At 34.2% G+C, this 22,363-nt stretch carries 18 protein-coding genes; all 18 read right to left on the minus strand.

Going from position 1 to position 22,363, the window contains the following annotated elements:
• Positions 1-52 precede the first annotated feature (52 nt).
• Entirely contained in the window at positions 53-1,288 is a 1,236-nt protein-coding gene (locus tag D4A81_RS06360) for a hypothetical protein (protein ID WP_111524850.1), read from the minus strand.
• Positions 1,285-3,282, minus strand: a complete 1,998-nt coding sequence (locus tag D4A81_RS06365; RefSeq protein WP_111524849.1) for a serine/threonine protein kinase — start codon at positions 3,280-3,282, stop codon at positions 1,285-1,287. Before D4A81_RS06365 ends, D4A81_RS06360 begins: the two co-directional genes overlap by 4 nt.
• A gap of 12 nt (positions 3,283-3,294) precedes the next feature.
• Entirely contained in the window at positions 3,295-4,098 is an 804-nt protein-coding gene (locus tag D4A81_RS06370; RefSeq protein ID WP_162902556.1) for a PP2C family protein-serine/threonine phosphatase, read from the minus strand.
• 17 nt (positions 4,099-4,115) lie between these two features.
• Positions 4,116-5,426 carry an FHA domain-containing serine/threonine-protein kinase gene (locus tag D4A81_RS06375; protein WP_162902557.1) on the minus strand — a complete coding sequence of 437 codons (1,311 nt, stop codon included), beginning with the start codon at positions 5,424-5,426 and terminating at the stop codon, positions 4,116-4,118.
• Positions 5,427-5,437: 11 nt separating this feature from the next.
• A complete protein-coding gene (locus D4A81_RS06380) occupies positions 5,438-7,150 on the minus strand; it encodes an FHA domain-containing protein (RefSeq protein ID WP_111524846.1) in 1,713 nt (570 codons plus the stop codon).
• Complete coding sequence (locus D4A81_RS06385) at positions 7,135-7,785, minus strand: FHA domain-containing protein (protein WP_111524845.1); 651 nt, start codon at positions 7,783-7,785, stop codon at positions 7,135-7,137. Before D4A81_RS06385 ends, D4A81_RS06380 begins: the two co-directional genes overlap by 16 nt.
• 9 nt (positions 7,786-7,794) lie before the next feature.
• On the minus strand, positions 7,795-8,523 hold the full coding sequence (locus D4A81_RS06390) for a PP2C family protein-serine/threonine phosphatase (protein ID WP_111524844.1): 729 nt from the start codon (positions 8,521-8,523) through the stop codon (positions 7,795-7,797).
• 17 nt (positions 8,524-8,540) lie between these two features.
• Complete coding sequence (locus tag D4A81_RS06395; protein ID WP_111524843.1) at positions 8,541-9,542, minus strand: FHA domain-containing protein; 1,002 nt, start codon at positions 9,540-9,542, stop codon at positions 8,541-8,543.
• A gap of 16 nt (positions 9,543-9,558) precedes the next feature.
• Positions 9,559-10,239 (minus strand): FHA domain-containing protein, encoded by a 681-nt coding sequence (locus tag D4A81_RS06400; RefSeq protein ID WP_111524842.1) that lies wholly within the window; start codon positions 10,237-10,239, stop codon positions 9,559-9,561.
• Positions 10,240-10,678: 439 nt separating this feature from the next.
• Positions 10,679-12,751, minus strand: a complete 2,073-nt coding sequence (topA, locus tag D4A81_RS06405; RefSeq protein ID WP_111524841.1) for a type I DNA topoisomerase — start codon at positions 12,749-12,751, stop codon at positions 10,679-10,681.
• A 12-nt stretch (positions 12,752-12,763) separates the two neighbouring features.
• Positions 12,764-13,879: a DNA-processing protein DprA gene (dprA, locus tag D4A81_RS06410; RefSeq protein WP_111524840.1), complete on the minus strand. Its 1,116-nt coding sequence runs from the start codon at positions 13,877-13,879 to the stop codon at positions 12,764-12,766.
• A gap of 10 nt (positions 13,880-13,889) precedes the next feature.
• The gene (locus tag D4A81_RS06415) at positions 13,890-15,404 is read right to left on the minus strand and encodes a YifB family Mg chelatase-like AAA ATPase (RefSeq protein WP_111524839.1); all 1,515 of its coding nucleotides are present in this window, start codon (positions 15,402-15,404) and stop codon (positions 13,890-13,892) included.
• A gap of 51 nt (positions 15,405-15,455) precedes the next feature.
• Positions 15,456-16,523, minus strand: coding sequence for a UDP-glucose 4-epimerase GalE (gene galE / locus D4A81_RS06420; RefSeq protein WP_111524838.1), 1,068 nt, complete (start codon positions 16,521-16,523; stop codon positions 15,456-15,458).
• Positions 16,524-16,626: 103 nt separating this feature from the next.
• Positions 16,627-17,805: a phosphoribosylaminoimidazolecarboxamide formyltransferase gene (locus D4A81_RS06425; protein WP_111524837.1), complete on the minus strand. Its 1,179-nt coding sequence runs from the start codon at positions 17,803-17,805 to the stop codon at positions 16,627-16,629.
• Positions 17,805-18,506 carry an IMP cyclohydrolase gene (locus D4A81_RS06430; protein ID WP_111524836.1) on the minus strand — a complete coding sequence of 234 codons (702 nt, stop codon included), beginning with the start codon at positions 18,504-18,506 and terminating at the stop codon, positions 17,805-17,807. Before D4A81_RS06430 ends, D4A81_RS06425 begins: the two co-directional genes overlap by 1 nt.
• A gap of 9 nt (positions 18,507-18,515) precedes the next feature.
• A complete protein-coding gene (locus tag D4A81_RS06435) occupies positions 18,516-19,874 on the minus strand; it encodes an ABC transporter permease (protein ID WP_111524835.1) in 1,359 nt (452 codons plus the stop codon).
• A complete protein-coding gene (locus tag D4A81_RS06440; protein ID WP_111524834.1) occupies positions 19,875-21,614 on the minus strand; it encodes a COG1361 S-layer family protein in 1,740 nt (579 codons plus the stop codon).
• A gap of 5 nt (positions 21,615-21,619) precedes the next feature.
• Positions 21,620-22,297, minus strand: coding sequence for an ABC transporter ATP-binding protein (locus D4A81_RS06445; protein WP_111524833.1), 678 nt, complete (start codon positions 22,295-22,297; stop codon positions 21,620-21,622).
• Positions 22,298-22,363: the final 66 nt, after the last annotated feature.

A 22,363-nucleotide genomic window follows, 5' to 3' on the forward strand; every position in this document is an offset into this window, starting at 1 on the left:
CTGGTTACGGTTTTCCGGTATTACTATTCTCACCTTTATTATTTGTAGAATCTTATTTCTTTGGCGTAGAATCAGTTGCTTTAGTTTTTCCCTGGGTTACAGTTGAAGCCTCTTGTGCTTCAGTTGTACTCGGCTCCGTCGCATTAGTACTACTTTTCTCAGTGCTGCTCTCTTTAGTATTACTTTCCTGAGAACTACTTTCTACTACATTTTCCTTTGGAAATAATTTTGACTTTCTAGTAATAATAAAGTATCCTGTAGCACCCATTACCGGTAAAGCTATAAGTACTGCCAAAGCTATTACCAAGGTCTTCTTCAATGTATTCTTTGAATCATTTGAATCTGTTTTTCTCTTAAGTAACCTAGATGATTTTGCTGCAGTTTTCTTTGTTTTAGAATCAGGCTTTTGATTGATAGTTCTGGAATCATCAAAAATATCTCTAAAGATCATATCCAAGGATTTATCTAAAGACTCTCTCTCATACATAGAAAGCATTTCTTGCTTTATCTTGTTAGATAAAACGGTCTTATCACTATTTATGAGATTTTTAACATCTATTTCCATTACATCAGTTTGTCCTAAAGCCATGCATCCAAAAAGATTAACTAATGATCTTCTATCCTCCAACTGAGCCTCACCGACCTGCAAATTGATTCTTGGATAGAAATCTTTTACTATAACATCATCTGCTGTTGCCCCAAATATGAAGCTGCTTGCTTTAACATTTCCATGATATATTCCTTCATGGTGTAGTTTTGCCACAGAACGCATAGCCTTACCAAATAAGTCTAAAGCTGCAACAATTTCGAGCGGTTTATTCTCATTTATAGAAGATTCATATGTATTGCTCTTTATATATTGTTCTATAGCATAACAAGTATTATTATGATAAAAGCAACTGTATATATCAGACACTTCTCTCTCTTTGTAGAGTAGCATTATTTGATTGTAGTAGTCATAGAAGCTTTTCATCTTATTTTTGTATGTATTACCATCCACACCACTCTTAAATATCAGTTTTGCAGAGCCATCTCTTTGTAAATAATCTTCAGGAAAATATTCAACTATTTGTACTATTCTTTGAAGCTGAGCATCTTTTCCAATATATCGTATTTGTGATTTCTTTCTATCAAGTACCTTACCAACGACATATCTATTATTTAAAATCTCTCCGGGCTTTATTTCATTGGACTCCGATGGAACATCTTTTTGTATATCATACTTACAAAATGGACATATATCTTGAAAATCCCCAATCTCCTCCATACAATTTAAACACATTTTCATTGTTTTAGATCTCCAATATCTTTTAGCTCAACATAGGTATTCAAATAATATTCATTAAGTATCTCTGAATTGACAGGAACACCATTGTTGTTTTTTATATTCAGCACCTGTTGTGCTTTTTCCTTCATAAGAAAATACACTAATATTTCTCCGGCCTTTTTTTCTTCGTCACTTACATGATTATTTACACTTACAAGATTGGTAAATCTCAGCTTGATTCTCTTATCACCTACGACAGACACAGAGTACTTACCTGCCATATTTTCCTGTATTTCCTTATAATCAGATGTATCTGATATATAGTATAGGCATTCTCCATTTACAAAATCCTCTATAGTTTTGTCAGATGAAATATCTGAATCTTTAGCCAATAGTAAATTCGGATTTAGAGCATAATCTCCTGATTCAATGACTGTATCTAAATCATAATCTATTACAACGTCTGATTCTTCACTATTTGATGTTTCAGTAGTATTTGAATTAGAATACTTTTCATTCCTATAGATAAGAGGATATTGTACACTTAATGGTACTTGATCGCTATCCTTGAATTTTTTATAATAATCCATTATATTTCTACTGTTGTCTAAATCTATAAAGTCATAGGTCGTATCAAGCTTATCTAAATCACCATCAAACTCATCCAAATCCAAATATGTACTGTCAAATACTGTAGGTACATCTTTGCCACCAGAGTCTAATGCATCTTCCAGTGCAGTTTGATATTCTTCGTCTGACTCAAATGTCCTAAAACTCACATCTACACCGGCATAGTCTTTTTTAAATCCTGATATAAGTTCATCAAAATCAGAGTATTTCTGATCAGCTACTTTTTCATCAGTTATATTATCAGATGGAGGTAGCCAAACTTCTATAGAAGTGCCATCCTTAAGTGCAAATTTTTGGCTCTTCTTATTGTAAATACTAAATACAGCTGAAATCATTATAATAAAGATAATTAATGACGCTACCACAGTTATAATTCTGAATTTCTTTCTTCTACTCAATACTTTATCAGGAGTATCTGAGTATTCTCCCTTTAGAAGAGCATCTTCAAATTGGTCTACATTCTTAAACCTTAATGATTTATCAAGTGCCATTGCAGTCATTATAATATTACTCAAATCACTGCTAACCTCATTGTTTATTTTATCAGGTGGGACCACCTTATCTTCTACCATTCTATTTACAGATTCATCAGGCATTACTCCTGTAACAGCCCTATAGAACATAGCTCCAACTGCATATACATCAGTCCAAGGTCCCTGACTACTTCTAGTTCTATACTGCTCCGGTGGTGCATAACCCGGCTTTAGAATTATAGACATAGTTTTTTCTTCTTCACCGGTAGAAAATCTTGCCGCACCAAAGTCAATAACTTTTATTACACCTTCCGGGCTTATAAAAACATTGTCCGGACTTATATCTCTATGTATAATACCGGCTCTATGTATTTCTTTTAGTGCATCAAGTACAGCTAAAATTACATTTTTGGCAATATTACAGTCAATAGGACCATTGTTTTCCTTCAAATAGTCTTTAAAAGATTTACCCTCCAAAAACTCCATGGCAATATATGCAGTACTATTTTGCTCAAAATATTCATAAACGTGAACAATATTTGGATGACCACTGAATCTTGCCATACTTCTTGCCTCTGTCAAGAATCTTTGTTTTCCTTTTTCAAACTCTATAGCCTTTTCACCTGAATATATGATAACATTAGCAACTCCGGGACTGCGGTTTACTATACCACCTGCACTTGGATAGAACTCTTTTATAGCTACTTTTTGTTCCAGTTTTTGATCCCAAGCTACATATGTAATACCAAATCCTCCAACTCCCAATGCAGTACCTATTAAGTATCTGTTATTTAATACAATGCCGGGTGTCAACTGATATAATTCTTTAGCATTTCCGGATGGTACATATCCACAATGTGGACATACTCCGTATTCCTCATCGTATATCTGCATACAATTTAGACAACGCATAAATTATCCTCCCTAAATATTGTTTCCTTTATACTTTAAAACAAGTACTGATGTGTTATCCTGTTTACTCTCTTTTTTTAAAGCTCTGGATCTCTCAATTAATCTGTCAGATGTCATCTGCATATTTATATGATTATCTTCTACTATAAGTCTTATCTGCTCATCACTTAGATTCTTGTACAATCCATCACTACACAAAATAATAGTATCGTCTTTTTCAAGCTTTATAGGATTTGCAGGAATATCTATCAAATATAAATTCTGTATTCCGATAAAACTTGTCAAAGCATCAACTCTTGTAGTTGCCTTTTCTCTTTCCACAAAATCTTGCGTTATTTCTCCTGCTCTAAGCTGGCTCATTAGCTGTTCGTAGTAATTATGCTCTTTGTTTATCTGTACCAATCTGTCATTTCTATAAATATAAATATGACTGTCTCCAATAGACATAGGATAGAGAAAACCGTCATTAATAATAACTGTAACAACTGTTGATCCCGCATGCATAGGTCTACCATCAGTACCTAGAAGATTTTTGACACTTTCATTCATCTTATAGGCATTTTCTTTTAGAAAACCAAAAAAATCCACATTTCCGGTTCTATTTTCAAATGCACTTCCCAATATATTTGCGGCAGTATAGCTGGCTTTTTCACCACCTTCTAATCCACCCATTCCGTCACAAACAGCTGCCAGTGTCACTGTAGCATCTTGAGAAAAGTACAAATAATCCTGCTGATATTCTCTATCTCCGATAATTGCTGTAAGACCAACCTCAACTGATCTATTTTCAGCATTTTCCTTTCTTACATAATTCACTTTTAAGACCTCTCTCATCAGTTTAATAGATAGCTTGCATCTAAACAAATACGACTGACATTATCGCCCAGTACCAATGTTGTTGCTGGATACATCTTATAGGTACGACCTTTTTCAAGTTTTATACCATCCACAAATGTTCCATTGGTAGATGTATCTGTAACATCAAAATTCTTTTCACGGCTATTATAGCGTATTGTTACATGCCTTTTACTTATTTCACACCAGTTTATTATTATGTCACATGTCTCTCTGCCGATAATATAATTTTTATCTGCATTAAGCCTGCCCTCTCGGCCGGCGTTAGGACCATACATAATTTTAAATTTAGGTAAAATATTTAATCTTTTTGTAGTACAAATTTCTTCAATAAACTCTCTAACACTTCCAGTCCTCATATGTATATCCATTTGAAGTGCCCTGTCTACAGCATCAGAAATCTCTCTTGGAATGTTCTTGTCTATATAACACAAAGATGTGTATATTGCACCATTTCGTCTATCAACAGCTGAAGGTATTCTAAGTCCGGTCAATGCATAATAATAGCTACTTGCAAGACCGTACACATCTGTATATGCCCCTTGTGGAGCATCATAAACCGCTTGTTCAGGTGCTCCAAAACCGGGTTTAAAAATAAGCCTTTTGTCTCTTCTGTCACTGTCTAAAATAATAACTTTTGCATTACCAAAGTCAATAAGATAGACTTTATTATCAGCTATATAAATGTTTTCAGGACTTATATCTCTGTGATAAATAGGCTGAGATTTCTCATGCATTACCATAAGAATCTTTGCAACCTTTAAAATGATTTCTGTAACACCTGCAAATGTAGGTTTGAATATTTTTATAAAACGACTTAAATTCCAACCTTCCAGGTACTCCATAACATAATATAATGTACCATTTTCTGAAAATTGATCTCTAAACTGTACTACACCGTCTACACCCTTTAACACATTCAGAGCACTCATTTCTCTTCTGAATTTCTCTTCTCCATCTTCAAACTCGAGCCTTTTGTCTTCTTTAGCCACCAAAAAATTAGAATTTTTTGCTCTATTGGAGTCTGTAAAAGGAAAATACTCTTTTATGCAGCAAATACCGCCATTAAACAGGTCCACAGCCTTGTAGGTGATTCCAAATCCACCCTCTCCCAGTTTTTTTCCTAAAATATACTTTCCATTGTTCAATTTAGTTTTAGGACGCAATGCTCTGTCTGAAATATTTTCTGAAGCCATAGTATACCCACAATTTGAACATATCCCGGTAATATAGTTGTCATTAAAAGTATATTCATTTAAAAAACAGTTAGGACACATATCTTTTTTCATTTCGTACACCATTAGAAATGAATAATCATTCTCTCCATACCGGCAGAAATCTCATCTCCATATTCTAACTTTCTCTTTCCTAAAATCCTTACACCGTTTACAGATGTTCCATTTGTGGAATTCAAATCTGAAATGTACATATTTTCTCCATCCCATTCCAATGCAAAATGCTGTCTTGACATCTCATCATCATCAAAATAAAGTTCATTCATACTGGATCTTCCAACTATAAAGCTTTTTGTAATCTTAAAATCCGTCTTTTTAGTTTTCATGCCCTTGACTGATATCAGTAGACTAAAATCCTTAGCATCAACATGTTCTAGTTTTATATGATATTTCTGGTTTTGAACTTCTTCATTAGGCATATCAACTGAGTAATGTGGGGCAATATGAGCACTATTTTCTTTTACAGTATTTGCTTCTTGCTTCTTTTTCCCTCTAGATATTGACATAGCAACAATTCCTACAATAATCAAAAGTATTGAAAATAAAGAAAGAGCAAGTGTAAGTAGTGTAAAATCATCATCACTTTGATTCAGCTTTATTTTAGTCTCTTCTAAAACTCTATTCTGCTCATTTGAATCGTCAGTGATACCATCTCCACAAATAAGTCTATATTCCCCACTATTAAACTTTTCTGCAGTTGTTAGTAAATAAGTGTTTTCTTCATCCTCTATTTTGTTAACAGCCGAAAAAGCTATAGTCTTATTATTTTTTGTAACAAGAGAATAGTTTGCCGGATCTGATGCACCTGACATCTTTTCAGAGAAAGTTATTTTTATATTTCTCCCCTTTTCTTGTTCAGCCTGTACAATCTTAGGATTAACATTATCCGGCTGTGAAAGTATAGACATCACCTGTCTAGTATCAGACGCCTTCGATCCATCAACTTGAATAGTTACATTTACCAAGGCATTTGTAACCTTATTATTATCAGCTACAAACTTTAATACCCTTGCGGAGTCTATTCTTGTCTTTATATTTTGAAAACCTGTTTTGATCTCTTGAGGAGATACTACCTCAATCTGACCACCTGAGCTTCTAGCTACCTCTCCAAATGCATCAATATTTTCCTTTTTCGTGTCTTTTATACATAGGGCATAGAGTGAAATAGATTCTTTTTGTAATTGACTTAGTACTTCTGAAGAAGTAACCTTTCCAACTGCAAAATCCTCTCCATCTGACAATACTATTATTTCTCTTCTATGCAGACTTGTGTCAGAATTTTTTGAATCCTTTTCTACAGCCTCCTTTATGGCTTCAAAAAGTAATGTATCCTGATCTCTGTTACTTATAGAGTTTAGTATATTTCTTAAATCATCATTTGACACTCTTGTGTCCACTTTAGTTTCTACAGTCTCTCCGAATGTTATAAGAGAAAATCCGTCGTTTGGAGACAATGTAGAATAAAAGTCCAAAATAGATGCTTTCATTTGAAGAAAATAATCTTTATTTATTGAAGCTGATATATCAAGCAAAACATAGTACTGAACACCTTCTTTAGTACTACTAAAATCCTCATTATTTTTAAGAGTAAGTTTTTCACCATCTATAAAGCCTTCAACAGTTTGGCTTTTATCTATACCATAACTATATATGGTAACATCTGGCATATTCAAATACACTTGTTCAATAGCCGGACTCTCAGTATCTGCAAATGATACTGATGTCATTCCCAGTATCATACATAAAAAAATAAATATAGATATTATTCTTTTTCCCATTCTCTGCCCTCTCTACAAAATGCAATGAATTCATATCTTTGCATTCCAACCTGTATTACATCACCTGTTTTTATTTTTTCAGGCTCATGTATAGGTTCTCCATTTTTATACAATTCATTTCCGGCATTTGGTACAATAGAAAAGCTATTGCCTCTATCATCATATACAATAGCACAATGTTTTTGCCTGCTTACTGATATATCACATTGCAATATAACATCCATATCATAATCACGGCCAATCCAGTTGAAGCCATGTCTTATTCTGAAGTCTCTTCCCTTTTCTACACCGTCAATACACACTAACCAACCTGTAACATAGTCATTTCCCTTTGCAGCAGAAAACATACCTATAGTCTTACCATCATCTGAAGGCTTTTTTACAGGTGCTTTTTCCACACTTTCCAGGCTTACAGTTACTGTGTCCTCCATAGGTCTATTATCTGTATAGTTGCTTTCATGTTTTGCTACAGTCTTTGAATCATCCTTTGTTCTTGTAAATGCTGAGAAAAATCCCTTTTTATCAGCATTTTTATTTTTTTTCTCTTCTACTCCTGCAAATATTCCACAATGAGGACATCTGGAGAATTTTTCATCATCATAATAATGCCCTTGATTACATCTAACAACTGCCATTAAATGCTCCTATTCTATCCAAACAGCAATAGCAGAATAATTGTCCATATTTGTATTTTTACCCTTTTTTAGAACAATAACTTCCATCATTTCTATCCATTCTTTAGCAGAGGATGCCTTTTTTAAGCAGTTCATCATCTGTTTTTCGTCTATAAGCTCCCAAAAACCATCACTACACAACAAAAAAGCCTGACCAACTACTTTATCCACAGGTTCTCCGAGTTCAAATTTGGGACTTTCCCATTCGATACCCATTACCTTTAAAAGTCTATTTCTGTCAGGGTGGTTTCTTATATGTTTCTCTTTTAATCTTCCTGCGTCTACCAACATCTGTGGAACACTGTGATCTCTTGTCCTTTGCACAAGCTTATTCTTGTAAAAATGATATAGTCTTGAATCTCCAACATGTCCCCACTGGATACTATTTTCGCCAATATGTAATACCACACAAGTTGTCTTCATGTCTCTACACTCAATATTTGACCTCTGTGTCTGCATAATAATGTACTGTGCATTCTGTAATGAAGTTGATAAGCACTCTTGTGAAGCCCCTCCTGCACTAACAAACTCCTCTATCACTCGTTCTACTGCAATTCTAGACGCTTCTTCACCTTTTCCGTGACCACCAAGACCGTCAGCAAGGACAAAGCAGAAGTCTTCTCCTGCTTTTGTCATGCCAACTGAATCCTCATTGTTGTCGCGTCTACCCACATTACTGTATAAATAATAGGTTATCACGACCATCCTCCTATATCTTATCCTAATCTAAATGAATTCTTCTTTTGCTTTCCAAGTAATATAATTCTTCCCGGTGCAACATTTACTGTACTACCTCTGCTAATAGGTGTACCATCGTCAAGGTATGTACCATTTGTAGATATATCAGTAACCTGATATATACCATTAGCATATCTTACTATACAATGCTCTCTTGAAATGTCAGCATCTGTTGAATCAAATACAATGTTTGACTTATCAGCAGATCTACCAAACTTAAACTGTTCACCATTCTGAATATCAAATGTAACACCTACGTACTTTCCTGATACACCGATAATTCTACCATCAGGACTACGTGAGATAGTTCCTCCTTGAACTGCTCTACCTGAAGGTGCACTTGAACTTCCACCATTTGACTGCATAATCTGCTTAACATCATTCATGATTTGATTCTTAAGCTCTTTACCATCAACAGTTGTCATTACATCTCTTTGTGTTCTATCTTCATAATTTGAATATGCCATAACCGCTTCTACTGCAAGCTCAACACCAAAAGGTAAGAAGGCTATAAATGGATTAAATCCGAATCTGGCCAAAAGCTTCATATGTGTCATAATTCTTACAACTACAAAGGCAATAATATATATAGCTATCAATATAGCTGTAATTAATGCAGAAACATTTAATAATGTAAACCATAATAATATACAAAATAATGCTACTATTGTTTTACTTAACAATAAAAATAAAGCGATAGGCATTCCTGCTAATTTGCATAGGTATATTGCTCTTGCTACAGGAACAAATGCCATCCAACCATCTTCATCACCTGTTTTTTTACCTAAAGTATATAAAACATGTCTACATGCAAAATATAATAATCCAAAGAAAACAATAGGACAAAAAACTCTGTACATAAAGTCCGAAAACTTTGTCGCAGTTATTACATCATCCGGATTATTCATATAAGCGTTTGCAAGAGGCTTAAAAAAAATCTCTAAAGGTCCACCACCATACACAAAATTATCTATATACATATATTTCTCCTATTCTCTACAACTCCCATTTAAAAGCATCATCACAGAATGGCACTAACATAAGTGCTACATTACCTACCTGAAGAACATCATTTTTCTTCATTATCTGTGGAACCAAAACAACTTCATCATTCAGATAAGTCAATTCCTTTGTATTACCCGGTTGTGCAAGGAATATGTTCTGTTTTGGCTCATAAATTATAATTGCATGTTGCTGTCTTGAAACACTACTTTCATTTTTAAGACAAACATCCATATCATTATCTCTTCCTATGAAGTTTCTACCTACTTTAAGTTTGAAATCTCTTCCCTTAAGACCGTTTGCACCACTTACGCAAACCAACCATCCTACTACAGGTGAATTATGCTCCTCAACTCCATTAGATGAAACTTCATTTGAGTCAAAGTCTCTTCCCCAAATAGAGATAGTCTTTACCTCATCATCATGGCTTGGCATTTGTGATGTCTGTGCTGACTTTGGAGTATCCAGTTCTGACATTGAGAGCTGACTCATATCAACTGTCTTTTGCTCTTCTTCTCTCAACAAACTACCACCAATAGTTACATCAACATTTGCCGGTGGAGCTGAAAAAGGAACTGTGAAGTTCTCATGTCCTCCTGACACTCCACAATGTGGACAACTTGGATATGTGTCCGCATCATAAAAATGTCCATTATCACATTTTTTTAGATTCATATATCTCTCCTTTATTATTTTTTACAAACGGTTTTGTTTGTAGATTATCAAAGTAAAAGTCAAGCAATAACGAATGTTAAGAGTTATTTAATCAACATTTTACTTTTCTTAATATAAACCCTTGTCATCCCTATGTCAAGTAAATATTGTTTGCATCTATATTTGATACTTTCATATTCATAAAAAGTAAAATAATTGGCAAATATGATGTTTTACAAACACTTTATAATGCAATATGGAATCATTTTTCCATTTTATTGTGTATTTTTTATATTATTTTTATACTTAAAATAATCTTTAAAAATATTTTTATAAAGAGTATAGGAATACAATCTCCAAATATTATCATTTAGATTTATACTATAAATTTTTTATACTTTAAATTGAACAAAAAATATTCCGGTTAGAATCCTCTATCTAACCGGAATACTTTAAAATTTTATTTTATATTGTTTTCACTATATCCACATTCTTCATTCATACATAACAGCTTACTTCCCTTTTCTACCATGTAAGAGCCACATTTAGGGCAAGAAGTTGCAGATGGTTTATTCCATGACATAAAGTCACAATCAGGTGCATTACTGCAACCATAGTATATTCTACCCTTTTTAGTTTTCTTTATAACCACTTCTCCGTCACATTTTGGGCATTTTACACCTATCTTTTCAAGATAGGGCTTAGTATTCTTACAATCAGGGAATCCCGGACAGGCAAGGAATTTTCCATGTGGTCCGTATTTTATAACCATATTTCTACCACAATTCTCACATATAACATCAGTTACTTCATCTGCTATTTTAACATTTTCAAGTTCCTTAGAAGCCTGTTCTACAGCTGATTCCAAATCCGGATAAAAATTTGATACCACAGTTTTCCAATTTATACTTCCATCTCCCACCGAATCCAATAGTTGTTCCAGATTAGCTGTAAACTCTTTGTCTACAATACTTCCAAAATAGTTTACCATCATAGAGTTTACTATTTGTCCAAGTTCAGTGACATACAAATTTTTTTGTTCCTTAACAACATAATGTCTCGCCATAATAGTAGTAATAGTTGGAGCATATGTAGAAGGACGCCCTATTCCCTGCTCCTCCAAAGCTTTTACCAGGCTTGCTTCAGTATAATGAGCCGGAGGCTGTGTAAAATGCTGTGCATCTATAAGTTTTTCAAGCTTTAACTCATCACCTACTTTAAGCTTGGCTATAATTATATCTGAACTTACTTTCTCTTCTTCATCATCTGTATAAACACTCATAAAACCGTCAAACAGAACCTTTGATCCTGCCATAGTAAATATATAATCTCCGGCAGCCAGTTTTACTGATGTTGTCTTATACTTTGCATTTTCCATTCTACTTGCAACAAATCTCTTCCAAATAAGCTGATACAGTCTAAACAGCTCTCTTGGCAATGCTTCTTTTAATGTTGCCGGGGTTAATGTTACATCTGTTGGTCTGATAGCTTCATGTGCGTCCTGTACATTTGTATTTGCATTTTTTGTAACTATATTTTGTGAAACATAGTTTTCTCCATAACTTTTCCCTACAAATTCTCTTGCAGCTGCATCCGCTTCTGCAGCTACTCTTGTAGAATCAGTACGAAGATATGTAATAAGTGCAATAGTTCCCTTGCCTTTAATATCCACTCCCTCATAGAGCTGCTGTGCAAGTCTCATAGTCTTTTGAGTAGAGTAATTCAGCTTTTTGCTTGCTTCCTGTTGCAATGTGGAAGTTGTAAATGGAATTGGAGCTTTTTTTATTCTCTCTCCTTCATTTATTTCGGAAACAATATATTTTGCCCCCTCCAGTGCCTTTAGAATTTCAGCCATTTGAGTTCTATTATTTATCGCAAGCTTTGTCTTTGTGCCATAAAACTTTGCATTAACACTTCTCTTAGAAAATGCCGTCAAAAGCTCAGCTTCCAGAGTCCAGTACTCTTCAGGTATAAATTCATCTATCTGTGCTTCTCTGTCGCAAATCATCCTCAAGGCTACAGATTGTACTCTACCTGCAGACAAGCCTCTCTTTACCTTTGACCACAGTAACGGACTTATAGAATACCCCACCATTCTATCTAAAACTCTTCTTGCCTGCTGTGCATCTACCAAATTCATATCCAATTTTCTTGGATGTTTAATAGCCTCTTTAATAGCATTTTTTGTAATCTCATTAAAGCTGATACGAAATACCTTCTTATCACTGTCATCAAGCTTCAATGCCTTTGACAAATGCCAACTGATAGCTTCTCCCTCACGATCAGGGTCAGTTGCAAGATATATTTTATCAGCTTTTTTTGCATCTTTTTTTAGTTTAGCAAGTAACTCGCCCTTCCCCCTTATAGTAATATACTTAGGCTCAAAATCATTTTCAACATCAATTCCCATAGTTGATTTAGGCAAATCTCTTACATGTCCATTTGACGCTGTTACCTCATATCCTGAACCTAAATATTTTTTTATGGTCTTAACCTTTGCAGGAGACTCCACTATCACTAAACTTCCAGCCATTTTAACCCCTTACTAATTTATTCTCTTACAATAATAATTTGACGAAATCTGTACGATAAAACCTTCCAATTCAAGTAATAAAAGTGAGCTCAGCACCTGTGATATATCTAGCGTGCTTTCTTTGATTATGTCATCAATGTATTTAGGTTTTAAATCAAGGCAACTATAAACCTTTTTATCGTTCTTTGCAAGTATATTAGGATTTTTTTCATTATATACTTGTATTTTTCTATCAATATTAAGATCTAGAGCTTCTAAAACATCAGTAGGCGATGAAATTATACCGGCTCCATCAGCTATAAGTTTATTGCATCCAAGACTCATACAATCAGTTATTCTACCCGGAAGTGCAAATACTTCTCTCCCCTGTTCCAAAGCATGTGAAGCTGTTATAAGAGAACCTGATTTCAGTCTTGCTTCTATTACTATAGTTATATCTGCCAGACCTGATATTATACGATTTCTAATGGGAAAATTAAACTTTAAAGGATTAGTTCCAAGTGGGAATTCAGATATTACACCACCAAAACCATCTGAACATAGTTTATTATAAAGATTAAAGTTGCTCTCCGGATAACATACATTTACTCCGGTACCTAGTACTGCATAGGTTTTACCTTCACCAAGTATAGCACCTTCATGTGCTTTTGTATCAACTCCCAGTGCCATACCGCTTATTATATCTACCCCATTTATTGCAAGCTCCTGTGCTAGAAAACTTGCCATTTCCAATCCGTATTGACTGGCACCTCTACTACCAACTATTGAAACACTTTTTCTTTGCTTTGGAATTTCACCTTTTACAAATATTCCAAATGGATAATCTTTTATATGTATTAGTTTTTGTGGATAATCCTCATCAAAAGGCAGTATAAATTTAATTTTTCTATCATCTAATGAAAGATAAGTGTCATGTAAATTATCTAAATTTAGTTTTAGTCTTAAAATTGCATTTATTTGTTTTTCATTCAATTTTACTTTGGTTTGTACTTCATCAAAGCTCATTTTAAATATATTATATAAAGGCTTGATATTTTCATAGATTGCCTTTTTTGCTGAATATCCAAGTTCAGATATTGTGGAAAGATAAAATAAAGCTTCTCTATCGGATATTTCATAAATTTGCATAGTTCCCCCTTTACCAATATTTGTCTTCTAAAGATCTATAAGATATCGCCTCACATATATCGTCATGCTCAATATCAATATGTTCATTAAAATCTGCAACTGTTCTTGCTACTTTCAAAATCTTATGTAATCCACGAACACTCATTTTCTTCATTTCATATAAATTAGACAGGAAAATATCATCTTGCTCTTTTAATTTACAAAATGTATTTATCAGACTTGGTGGAATCTCGGAATTATATGAAAAATTATAATTACTATATCTGCTTAGTTGTATCTGCCTTACTTTCTCTATATATTTTTTTATTTCATTACTGCTTGTATTGTTGAAATCTCCCTTTAGTTCATCATATCTTATAATAGAGGTTTCTACAGTAATATCAATTCTGTCAAGTAGTGGTTTAGATATCCTTGAGAGATACTTTCTCACCTGTACTTCATTGCAATTACATTTATTTCTATCCGGATAATATCCACATTTACAAGGATTTGTTGCAGCTACAAGCATGAAATCTGCCGGATAATCAATACTGGCATTTACTCTGGAAATGCTCACTATTTTATTTTCCATAGGCTGTCTAAGTACTTCTATAGTATTCATCTTAAACTCTGCAAGCTCATCTAAGAATAGTACACCTTTATGTGCCAATGATATTTCTCCCGGCTTAGGTACTCTACCCCCTCCCGATAATGCCTGTGGTGATACTGTATGATGTGGAGACCTATATGGTCTTATTTTTAATATAGGCTCTTTTGAGTTTAATAGTCCACATACACTGTATATCTTTGAAACTTCTAATGCTTCTTCATCCGTCATATTTGGCATTATGCCTGGTATTCTTTGGGCAATCATACTTTTTCCGGTACCTGCAGGACCAATGAACAATATATTATGTCTACCTGCTACTGCAATCTGTACAGCTCTCTTTAGTAGGATTTGACCATTTACATCAGAAAAATCACTGTATTCTTTTTTCATTGGAATTTGTGTGGAAATATTCTCTGAATATATTTTTTTGTTATTTAGAATTTCTATTAGATCCTTTAGATTTTTTATTCCAAAATTCTTTATATCAGATACGATATTTGCTTCCGCCAGATTATCATATGGAAGAAATATATTTTCAAATCCCATCTCTTTTGCAAAAATAACAATGGGAAGTATTCCCTTTATAGGCAGTATTGCACCACTTAATGAAAGTTCTCCTACAAACATTGACTTACTTAGAATATCAGATTTTATTACACCCAGTGCCTCAAGTATTGATATGGCTATAGGCAAATCATAACCGCAACCTTCTTTTTTAATTTCTGCCGGTGAAAGATTTATGACTATTTTTCTGGGATAAAAAGAAATTTTAGAATTTTTTATGGCAGTCTTGACTCTGTCTGCCGCTTCTTTGACCTCTCCTGATAAGGAACCTATTAGAATGATTCCCGGGAGACCATCTCCAATATCAGTTTCACAACAGACATGAAATGCATTGATACCTAAAAGACCTGCCGTATTTATTTTACTTAGCATAATCTCCTTTATGATCTATCGGTGCAAAGGCACCGATAGATTTAAATAATTTTATTTTTTGATAACTGAGGCATCTTTTCTGACTACTATATCAGAACTCTCTTCATCAAATCCATTCGGATTGTTCCTTTGCCATCTGAATGAATCTCTACACATATCTTCTATGTTCTTCTCAGCCTTCCAGCCAAGTTCTTTAAGTGCTAGAGAAGGATCAGCATAGCACTCAGGTACATCTCCTGCTCTTCTGTCCTTAAATACATAGTTGATTTTCAAATCATTTACCTTCTCAAAAGCATTTATAACATCCAATACACTATATCCTATACCGGTTCCTAGATTGTATATATCAACTTTGCCCGGATCCTTCATCATCTTCTCAAGTGCTTTGACATGTCCCTTTGCCAAATCTACAACATGGATATAATCCCTTACACATGTGCCATCCTTAGTATCATAATCATTTCCAAAAACACCAAGACATACCAGTTTACCTACGGCTACCTGTGTAATATATGGCAAAAGATTGTTTGGAATGCCCTTTGGATTTTCACCTATTCTTCCTGACTCATGTGCTCCAATAGGATTAAAATATCTTAAAAGCATTACAGAAAACTTATCATTTGCAGTATGAAGGTCTGTCAAAATCTGCTCAAGCATTCCCTTAGTTCTACCATATGGATTTGTAATAACTCCTAAAGGTGAATCTTCAGTTATCGGTACCACCTTAGGATCTCCGTATACTGTAGCACTAGATGAAAATACTATTTTTTGTACACCAAATTCTCTCATTACTTCGCATAGAATAAGAGTACCTGTGATATTATTATGATAGTATTCCAAAGGCTTGTACACAGACTCTCCTACAGCCTTCAATCCGGCAAAATGTATAACCGCATCTATTTCATTTTCCTTGAAGACCTTTGTAAGAGCCTTTTGATTTAATAAATCCACTTCATAAAAACGTAAAGACTTTCCTGTAAGTTCTTCCACTCTCTTTAGAGATTCTCTGGAAGAATTAACCAAATTGTCTACTACAACTACCTCATATCCTGCATTCAATAGTTCAACACAAGTATGACTTCCGATATAACCGGCACCACCGGTAACTAATATTGCCATAGCCCCTCCAAAATAATAGCTAAAATCTGTTATAAACATATTGATTATATAAATTTTATAATAAAATATATATTAAATCAATGAATTTTTTCAATAATATTGCTTAATGATGGAAAAGTCTTATACCTGTAAATGCCATACATATACCATATTTGTTACAGCAATCTATAACTGCATCATCCCTTAGAGAACCTCCCGGTTGTGCAATATACTCTACACCACTTCTTTTAGCTCTCTCTATATTGTCACTAAAAGGGAAGAAGGCATCTGAACCCAAACTTACACCTTTTAGATTTTTCAACCACTCTTTCTTTTCTGTTGTACTAAATTTCTTTGGCTTTTCCGTAAATATATGTTCCCACATACCATCAGACAAAAGTTCTTCTATACTATTATCCCCAATGTATACATCTATAGCATTATCTCTATCAGCTCTTTTTATACCCTCTTTAAAAGGTAATTCAAGAACACATTTTGATTGTCTAAGAAACCAATTGTCTGCCTTAGTTCCTGCAAGTCTGGTGCAATGAATCCTTGATTGCTGTCCTGCTCCGATACCTATAGCCCGACCATCTTTAACATAACAAACAGAGTTTGACTGTGTATACTTTAATACTATCAAAGATATAAGCAAGTCAAGTTTCGCATTCTGTGGTATATCTTTATTCTCTGTAACTATATTTTCAAGTAATGTCTCATTTATATCCAGATCATTGTGCCCCTGTTCAAATGTAATTCCAAAAACTTGTTTCTTTTCCAACTTCGCCGGAATATAATTTTCATCTATTTGAATAATATTATATTTTCCGTTCTTTTTTGATTTCAGTATTTCAAAAGCCTCATCAGTATAACCCGGAGCTATAACACCATCCGATACCTCTCTTTTTATTAGTAAAGCCGTTTCCTTATCACAAATATCACTTAATGCTATAAAATCTCCAAATGACGACATTCTGTCTGCCCCTCTTGCTCCGGCATAAGCACAAGCAAGAGGACTTAACTCACAGTCCTCTACCCAATATATTTTCTTTAAAATATCATCAAGAGGAAGTCCTATAGCGACTCCTGCAGGTGATACATGTTTAAAGCTTGTAGCAGAGGGCAGACCGCTTACTTTTTTCAATTCAGAAACCAACTGCCATCCATTAAGTGCATCCAAAAGATTAATATATCCCGGATTGCCGACAAGAACTTTTATAGGCAAGTCATCTCCATTTTCCATAAAAACTTTAGCAGGCTTTTGATTGGGATTACAGCCATATTTCAATACTAATTCATTCATTACATACCCTCCAATTTGTTCTTTATTACCTGTTCATACTTTCCGGTTTTTATATCAATATATCTGACTGCCAGCGATATTTTATTGTCAATATTTAGTGCATTCCATAATTTTTCACTAAATTCATCTATGCTACCATTTAGTATTACTTTTTTAGGTTCACCTTCAAAGCTCTTTAAAGGATCACCATTTTCTTTATATGTATGAATGAAAAATCCCTCACCCTGTTTAGGATTATCATAATTATAGAAAAATCTCAGCGTCTGACTATCATCTCCATAATTACTTTTTAATATTGAAAGCTTCAGTTTGAGTCCGTCATTAATATCAATAATTCCTGATATTCTTGGGGTAAAATTAGGTGCATCAGGTTCAAATGTTCTTGTATAGAGCGCCTCCTCAAAAGTCTTATTCTTTTTTAGATACTCGTACACCGTATCTGTTTGATCTCCATTTGTTACAATTACACTTTTTTCATATACTCTAACCGGAGAATATATGATTAGAGATGGATCTGTAAGTAGACTCTCATCGAAAGCCTTAGTTCTTATATCATCTTCCCTAATCTTAAAGATCCTGTTTCTGGAATTACTACTTCTCCCCATTATAAAATATGCAAAAACAGCATTTTTACCATCATCTGACCTGCCTAAAATAATACCTCTACCCGGATATTCATTTGCCGATAGATACTCAAACATAAAAACCTCCTAATCGTTTCTAAGTGCTGTAAGTGGACTGAGCTTCATTGCTCTTAAAGATGGGAAAAATCCTGCAAGCATACCTATAATAATAGCAAATATGATTGCTGATATTGCAAGCCATAGAGGTATTCTTGAAATATCTCCATCAACACCGGCAACTGATGCTGCAACTCCAAAAGCATTGATTATAAATGAAATAATAAAACTAAAAATCACTCCGGTCAAGCCTCCTATAAGACCTATTGCGCCTGATTCTATAAGAAACATATCTCTAATACGATTCATATCACAACCTAGAACCTTCATAATTCCAATTTCCTTGGTTCGCTCATATATACTCATCATCATAGTATTTGCAATACCTATAGAAGCAACAAATAGTGATACTGCACCTATACCTCCAAGTACCATCTGTATCATATTTGTGGAAGCCTTGCTTTGTTCAATCCATTCCATCTGTGAGTCAGCTTGAAATCCCATCTCAGTTATCTGTTTTTGAACACCTATTACATTTTTCATATCATCCACATATATTTTTGCTGAATCATATACCAAATACTTTAAAGGTTTTCCTTTTTTTGTAGTAGGTTGACCCGGAATAGGCTTATTTTTATAAATTTTCTTAAGCATAGACTTAAGGGCATCTATATTGCAATATATCCCATAACTGTAGCTATTATAATTATCAAAGTCATCCATAGAAGCTCCACCATTTACTACTCCTGCAGTTTCTATAATATATTTCTTTGGAGGCTTTGGGGCATTTTCTCCTCCCATATTTGATTTTTCATAAGCATCAGTATCAAAAATTACAAACATAGGCTTATAGTAATCTACATTTGGAAGCTTATTAGTATCATAAAAAGATTCACTTGGCTTTTTTGAATTATAAAAATCTCTTATAATAAAATTCCCATATACAAATTCTAGATTTTTCTTATCTGTAGGAAGATGACCACTTTCAAGCTCTATTTCAGCCATAAAATCATTTCCTACACCACTTACCTGAACATTTTGCATATAAGGTCCCTGCATCACTATAACTGAAGTTGAAAGTACCGGCGATACTCCCTCCACATGTTCAAGCTTTGAAAAGCTTGCAATAGTTTCATCCTTTATACGCAGCGGCTCAGTCTTTTTTGATGTATCATTTTGTCTGTTATATGGCACAGAGACATCTATAGCTTTTAATGATCCGGACTGTGCTATGCTCTCCTTATTAAGTTCATCCAGACCTATGCCAAGCGAGAGCATAGTAACTACAGAAGCAGTACCTATAAGTACACCCAATACAGTAAGTACAGTCCTCAATTTCCTTCTCTTCAAATTTGAAATACTTAATTTAAGTAAATCAAGTAGTTTCATTTATATTTGCTCCTTTTTTGATTTTCTCTTCTTCAATACAATAACACCTGCAATAACAGCGGCTCCAATTCCTCCTATTACAACAGGTATAGCATTAGGTTGCTTGGTTTCTTCATCTGTTACATCAGGATAGAGCATATCTATCTCTGTTTCCATTTCTTCATTCACATTCAAAATAAAATCTCTAGTCTCTTCTGTTATATTGCCATTTTCATCCTCATAGCTTATTGTAAGACTTATCTTTCCATCATCTGTAGTTACTGCCTTTCCGGTCAAATTTACATCCACATTTCCTGTCTCTCCGGGTTTTATATTTCCAACATAGGCTTCATTTTCCTTGATGGAATCTGCCTTAAACTTAGCCATAAGATTGTATAATACTACCTTACCGGTATTATTTATCTGGAATGTAATATTTGCATCATCTCCTACACTTATACTTTCAGGATTTATTTCAAAACTTCCTATATTCATTCTTGCAACTTGCTTTACAGGTATATCTACAGTTACCTTATCTGTAGCATTCTTATACTCTGGAGAGTCATATTGTTCATTTATTGTTATAGAATATGATCTTTGGTCTACACCTGCCCTTGCAATCATCTTAAGCCTAAGTTCTGTTGTCTGATTTGCAGGCAGTGAATTGACCGCATGTGAGCTTGATCCCTCTTCAATGCTGAACACTGCACTATCATTTGCCTTTTCAGATTCTAAAGTAAACAATATATTGCTTGCAGGCACACTTGCGGAAGCATTTTTCATGACTATAATAAGTTCAAAGGCATCTCCGGCATATACATTCTTTGGTTCTGTTCTAAAACTGTCCACCACTATTCTTGCCTTAGTTCTGTCATTTGGATTAAACTCTCCTGCAGCAGTTGTTGTCTCGTCCTTTTCCTTATTCTTTATATGCACAAAAAACTGATCTTCAGCCTTTTTAAGCTCTCCCTCTGTACTATCACGATAGGTTATTTCAAGCTTTATAGGATAATACCCCGTATAAGTATTTTTTTGTATAGCAAAGCTATAATCAAGGGTTGTTACACCTCCACTTTCAATTTTGTCAAAATGTCTGTCATAGTTTGCATCATTTATTTCAAAAGGAAAAACTGTATTATCCTTATCCATCACCATATGTGCTGTAACATCAAATGCTGTCAGCTTTCCGGTATTTGCAAGATTTAAACTGAAGTTAAGTACATCCGGATATGTACCTCTAGGAGTAGACTGTCCCTCTCCCAGAGTAAACTCTACATCCTTTACAGCCTCTGACTCACTACTCTCAGCAGTGGTAGACTTTTGAATATATACATTTATATATTCCTGTGCACCCTTACCGCCATTTTCACCATCTGCTAAATACACAGGTATTCCATAATAACCTTCAGCAATATCTCTTCTAACTCTGGCAGAAATCGTTACACTTTTTTTCTTTCCCTTGGTTATCTTACCTATATGTTTCCTGTCTGTAGTTTCTGAAGTAAGCTCAAAAGGAAATTCAAGTTCTTCATCATCGTCATCATCATAAGCTATTCCGGCCCAAGCATTGTCATAATCGGAACCTGTTTCAACGTAGAAAGTAACATTCATTATCTTTCCGGTTTTACCTACCGGTATCTTATCCTGGTGAAAAATATCATTACCTTCTATATTTTTTAGCTTTGCAAAGGATTGCATTGGTAGAACTATCACCATTAAAAGAATAATTAACAGTCCAAAAATTCTTTTTATTCCTCTCATACTCCTTAAACCGCCTTTCCATCTACGATTCTTATTTGTCTATCAGCCACATTTGCAATATCATTGTCATGTGTTACCATTATAAGTGTTTGATTCTCTTCCTTCACTATTTGCTTCATAAGCTCAAGTACCTCAGCAGTAGTCTTTGTATCAAGGTTTCCTGTAGGCTCATCTGCAAATATAATCTTTGGTTGCATAGCAAGTGCTCTGGCTATACCCACTCTTTGTTGCTGTCCACCGCTCATTGCATTACCATTTTGATATATCTGCTTTTCTAGACCTACCAAAGTAAGATACTTCTTCGCAATTTCAATACGCTTTTTATTATCCATTCCTCTAAATACCAACGGGAGTGCTACATTGTCAAGTGCATTCATAGTCGGTAAAAGATTGTACGATTGAAAAATAAATCCTACATTGTTTCTTCTAAATGCTACCAGTTGATTTTCTTTCAACTTTTCAAGATGAGTTCCACCTATTATTATCTCACCTTTTGTAGGCTTTTCAAGTCCTGCAAGCATGTTTAAAAGTGTTGATTTTCCTGAACCTGATGGACCTACTATTGCCACGAACTCTCCCTTGTTTATTGTAAAGTCCAAACCATCCAGCGCATGCACTACATTCTCACCCGCTTTATAGAACTTATAAAGCTCCTTAACTTCTATTATTATCTCAACCATCATACTCACCTTTAATAAATACGACTATATTCTACATGTATTCTATCATATCATATATTTGATATATTT

Source organism: Lachnoanaerobaculum umeaense, assembly GCF_003589745.1.
Taxonomy (GTDB): Bacteria; Bacillota; Clostridia; order Lachnospirales; family Lachnospiraceae; genus Lachnoanaerobaculum; species Lachnoanaerobaculum umeaense.

Bases quoted from the DNA above. Each gene is read 5' to 3' on its own strand.
- D4A81_RS06360 (WP_111524850.1), bottom strand. From the start codon at position 1,288: ATGAAAATGTGTTTAAATTGTATGGAGGAGATTGGGGATTTTCAAGAT.
- D4A81_RS06365 (WP_111524849.1), bottom strand. From the start codon at position 3,282: ATGCGTTGTCTAAATTGTATGCAGATATACGATGAGGAATACGGAGTA.
- D4A81_RS06375 (WP_162902557.1), bottom strand. From the start codon at position 5,426: ATGAAAAAAGATATGTGTCCTAACTGTTTTTTAAATGAATATACTTTT.
- D4A81_RS06380 (WP_111524846.1), bottom strand. From the start codon at position 7,150: ATGGGAAAAAGAATAATATCTATATTTATTTTTTTATGTATGATACTG.
- D4A81_RS06385 (WP_111524845.1), bottom strand. From the start codon at position 7,785: ATGGCAGTTGTTAGATGTAATCAAGGGCATTATTATGATGATGAAAAA.
- D4A81_RS06395 (WP_111524843.1), bottom strand. From the start codon at position 9,542: ATGTATATAGATAATTTTGTGTATGGTGGTGGACCTTTAGAGATTTTT.
- D4A81_RS06400 (WP_111524842.1), bottom strand. From the start codon at position 10,239: ATGAATCTAAAAAAATGTGATAATGGACATTTTTATGATGCGGACACA.
- topA (WP_111524841.1), bottom strand. From the start codon at position 12,751: ATGGCTGGAAGTTTAGTGATAGTGGAGTCTCCTGCAAAGGTTAAGACC.
- dprA (WP_111524840.1), bottom strand. From the start codon at position 13,879: ATGCAAATTTATGAAATATCCGATAGAGAAGCTTTATTTTATCTTTCC.
- D4A81_RS06415 (WP_111524839.1), bottom strand. From the start codon at position 15,404: ATGCTAAGTAAAATAAATACGGCAGGTCTTTTAGGTATCAATGCATTT.
- galE (WP_111524838.1), bottom strand. From the start codon at position 16,523: ATGGCAATATTAGTTACCGGTGGTGCCGGTTATATCGGAAGTCATACT.
- D4A81_RS06425 (WP_111524837.1), bottom strand. From the start codon at position 17,805: ATGAATGAATTAGTATTGAAATATGGCTGTAATCCCAATCAAAAGCCT.
- D4A81_RS06430 (WP_111524836.1), bottom strand. From the start codon at position 18,506: ATGTTTGAGTATCTATCGGCAAATGAATATCCGGGTAGAGGTATTATT.
- D4A81_RS06435 (WP_111524835.1), bottom strand. From the start codon at position 19,874: ATGAAACTACTTGATTTACTTAAATTAAGTATTTCAAATTTGAAGAGA.
- D4A81_RS06440 (WP_111524834.1), bottom strand. From the start codon at position 21,614: ATGAGAGGAATAAAAAGAATTTTTGGACTGTTAATTATTCTTTTAATG.
- D4A81_RS06445 (WP_111524833.1), bottom strand. From the start codon at position 22,297: ATGATGGTTGAGATAATAATAGAAGTTAAGGAGCTTTATAAGTTCTAT.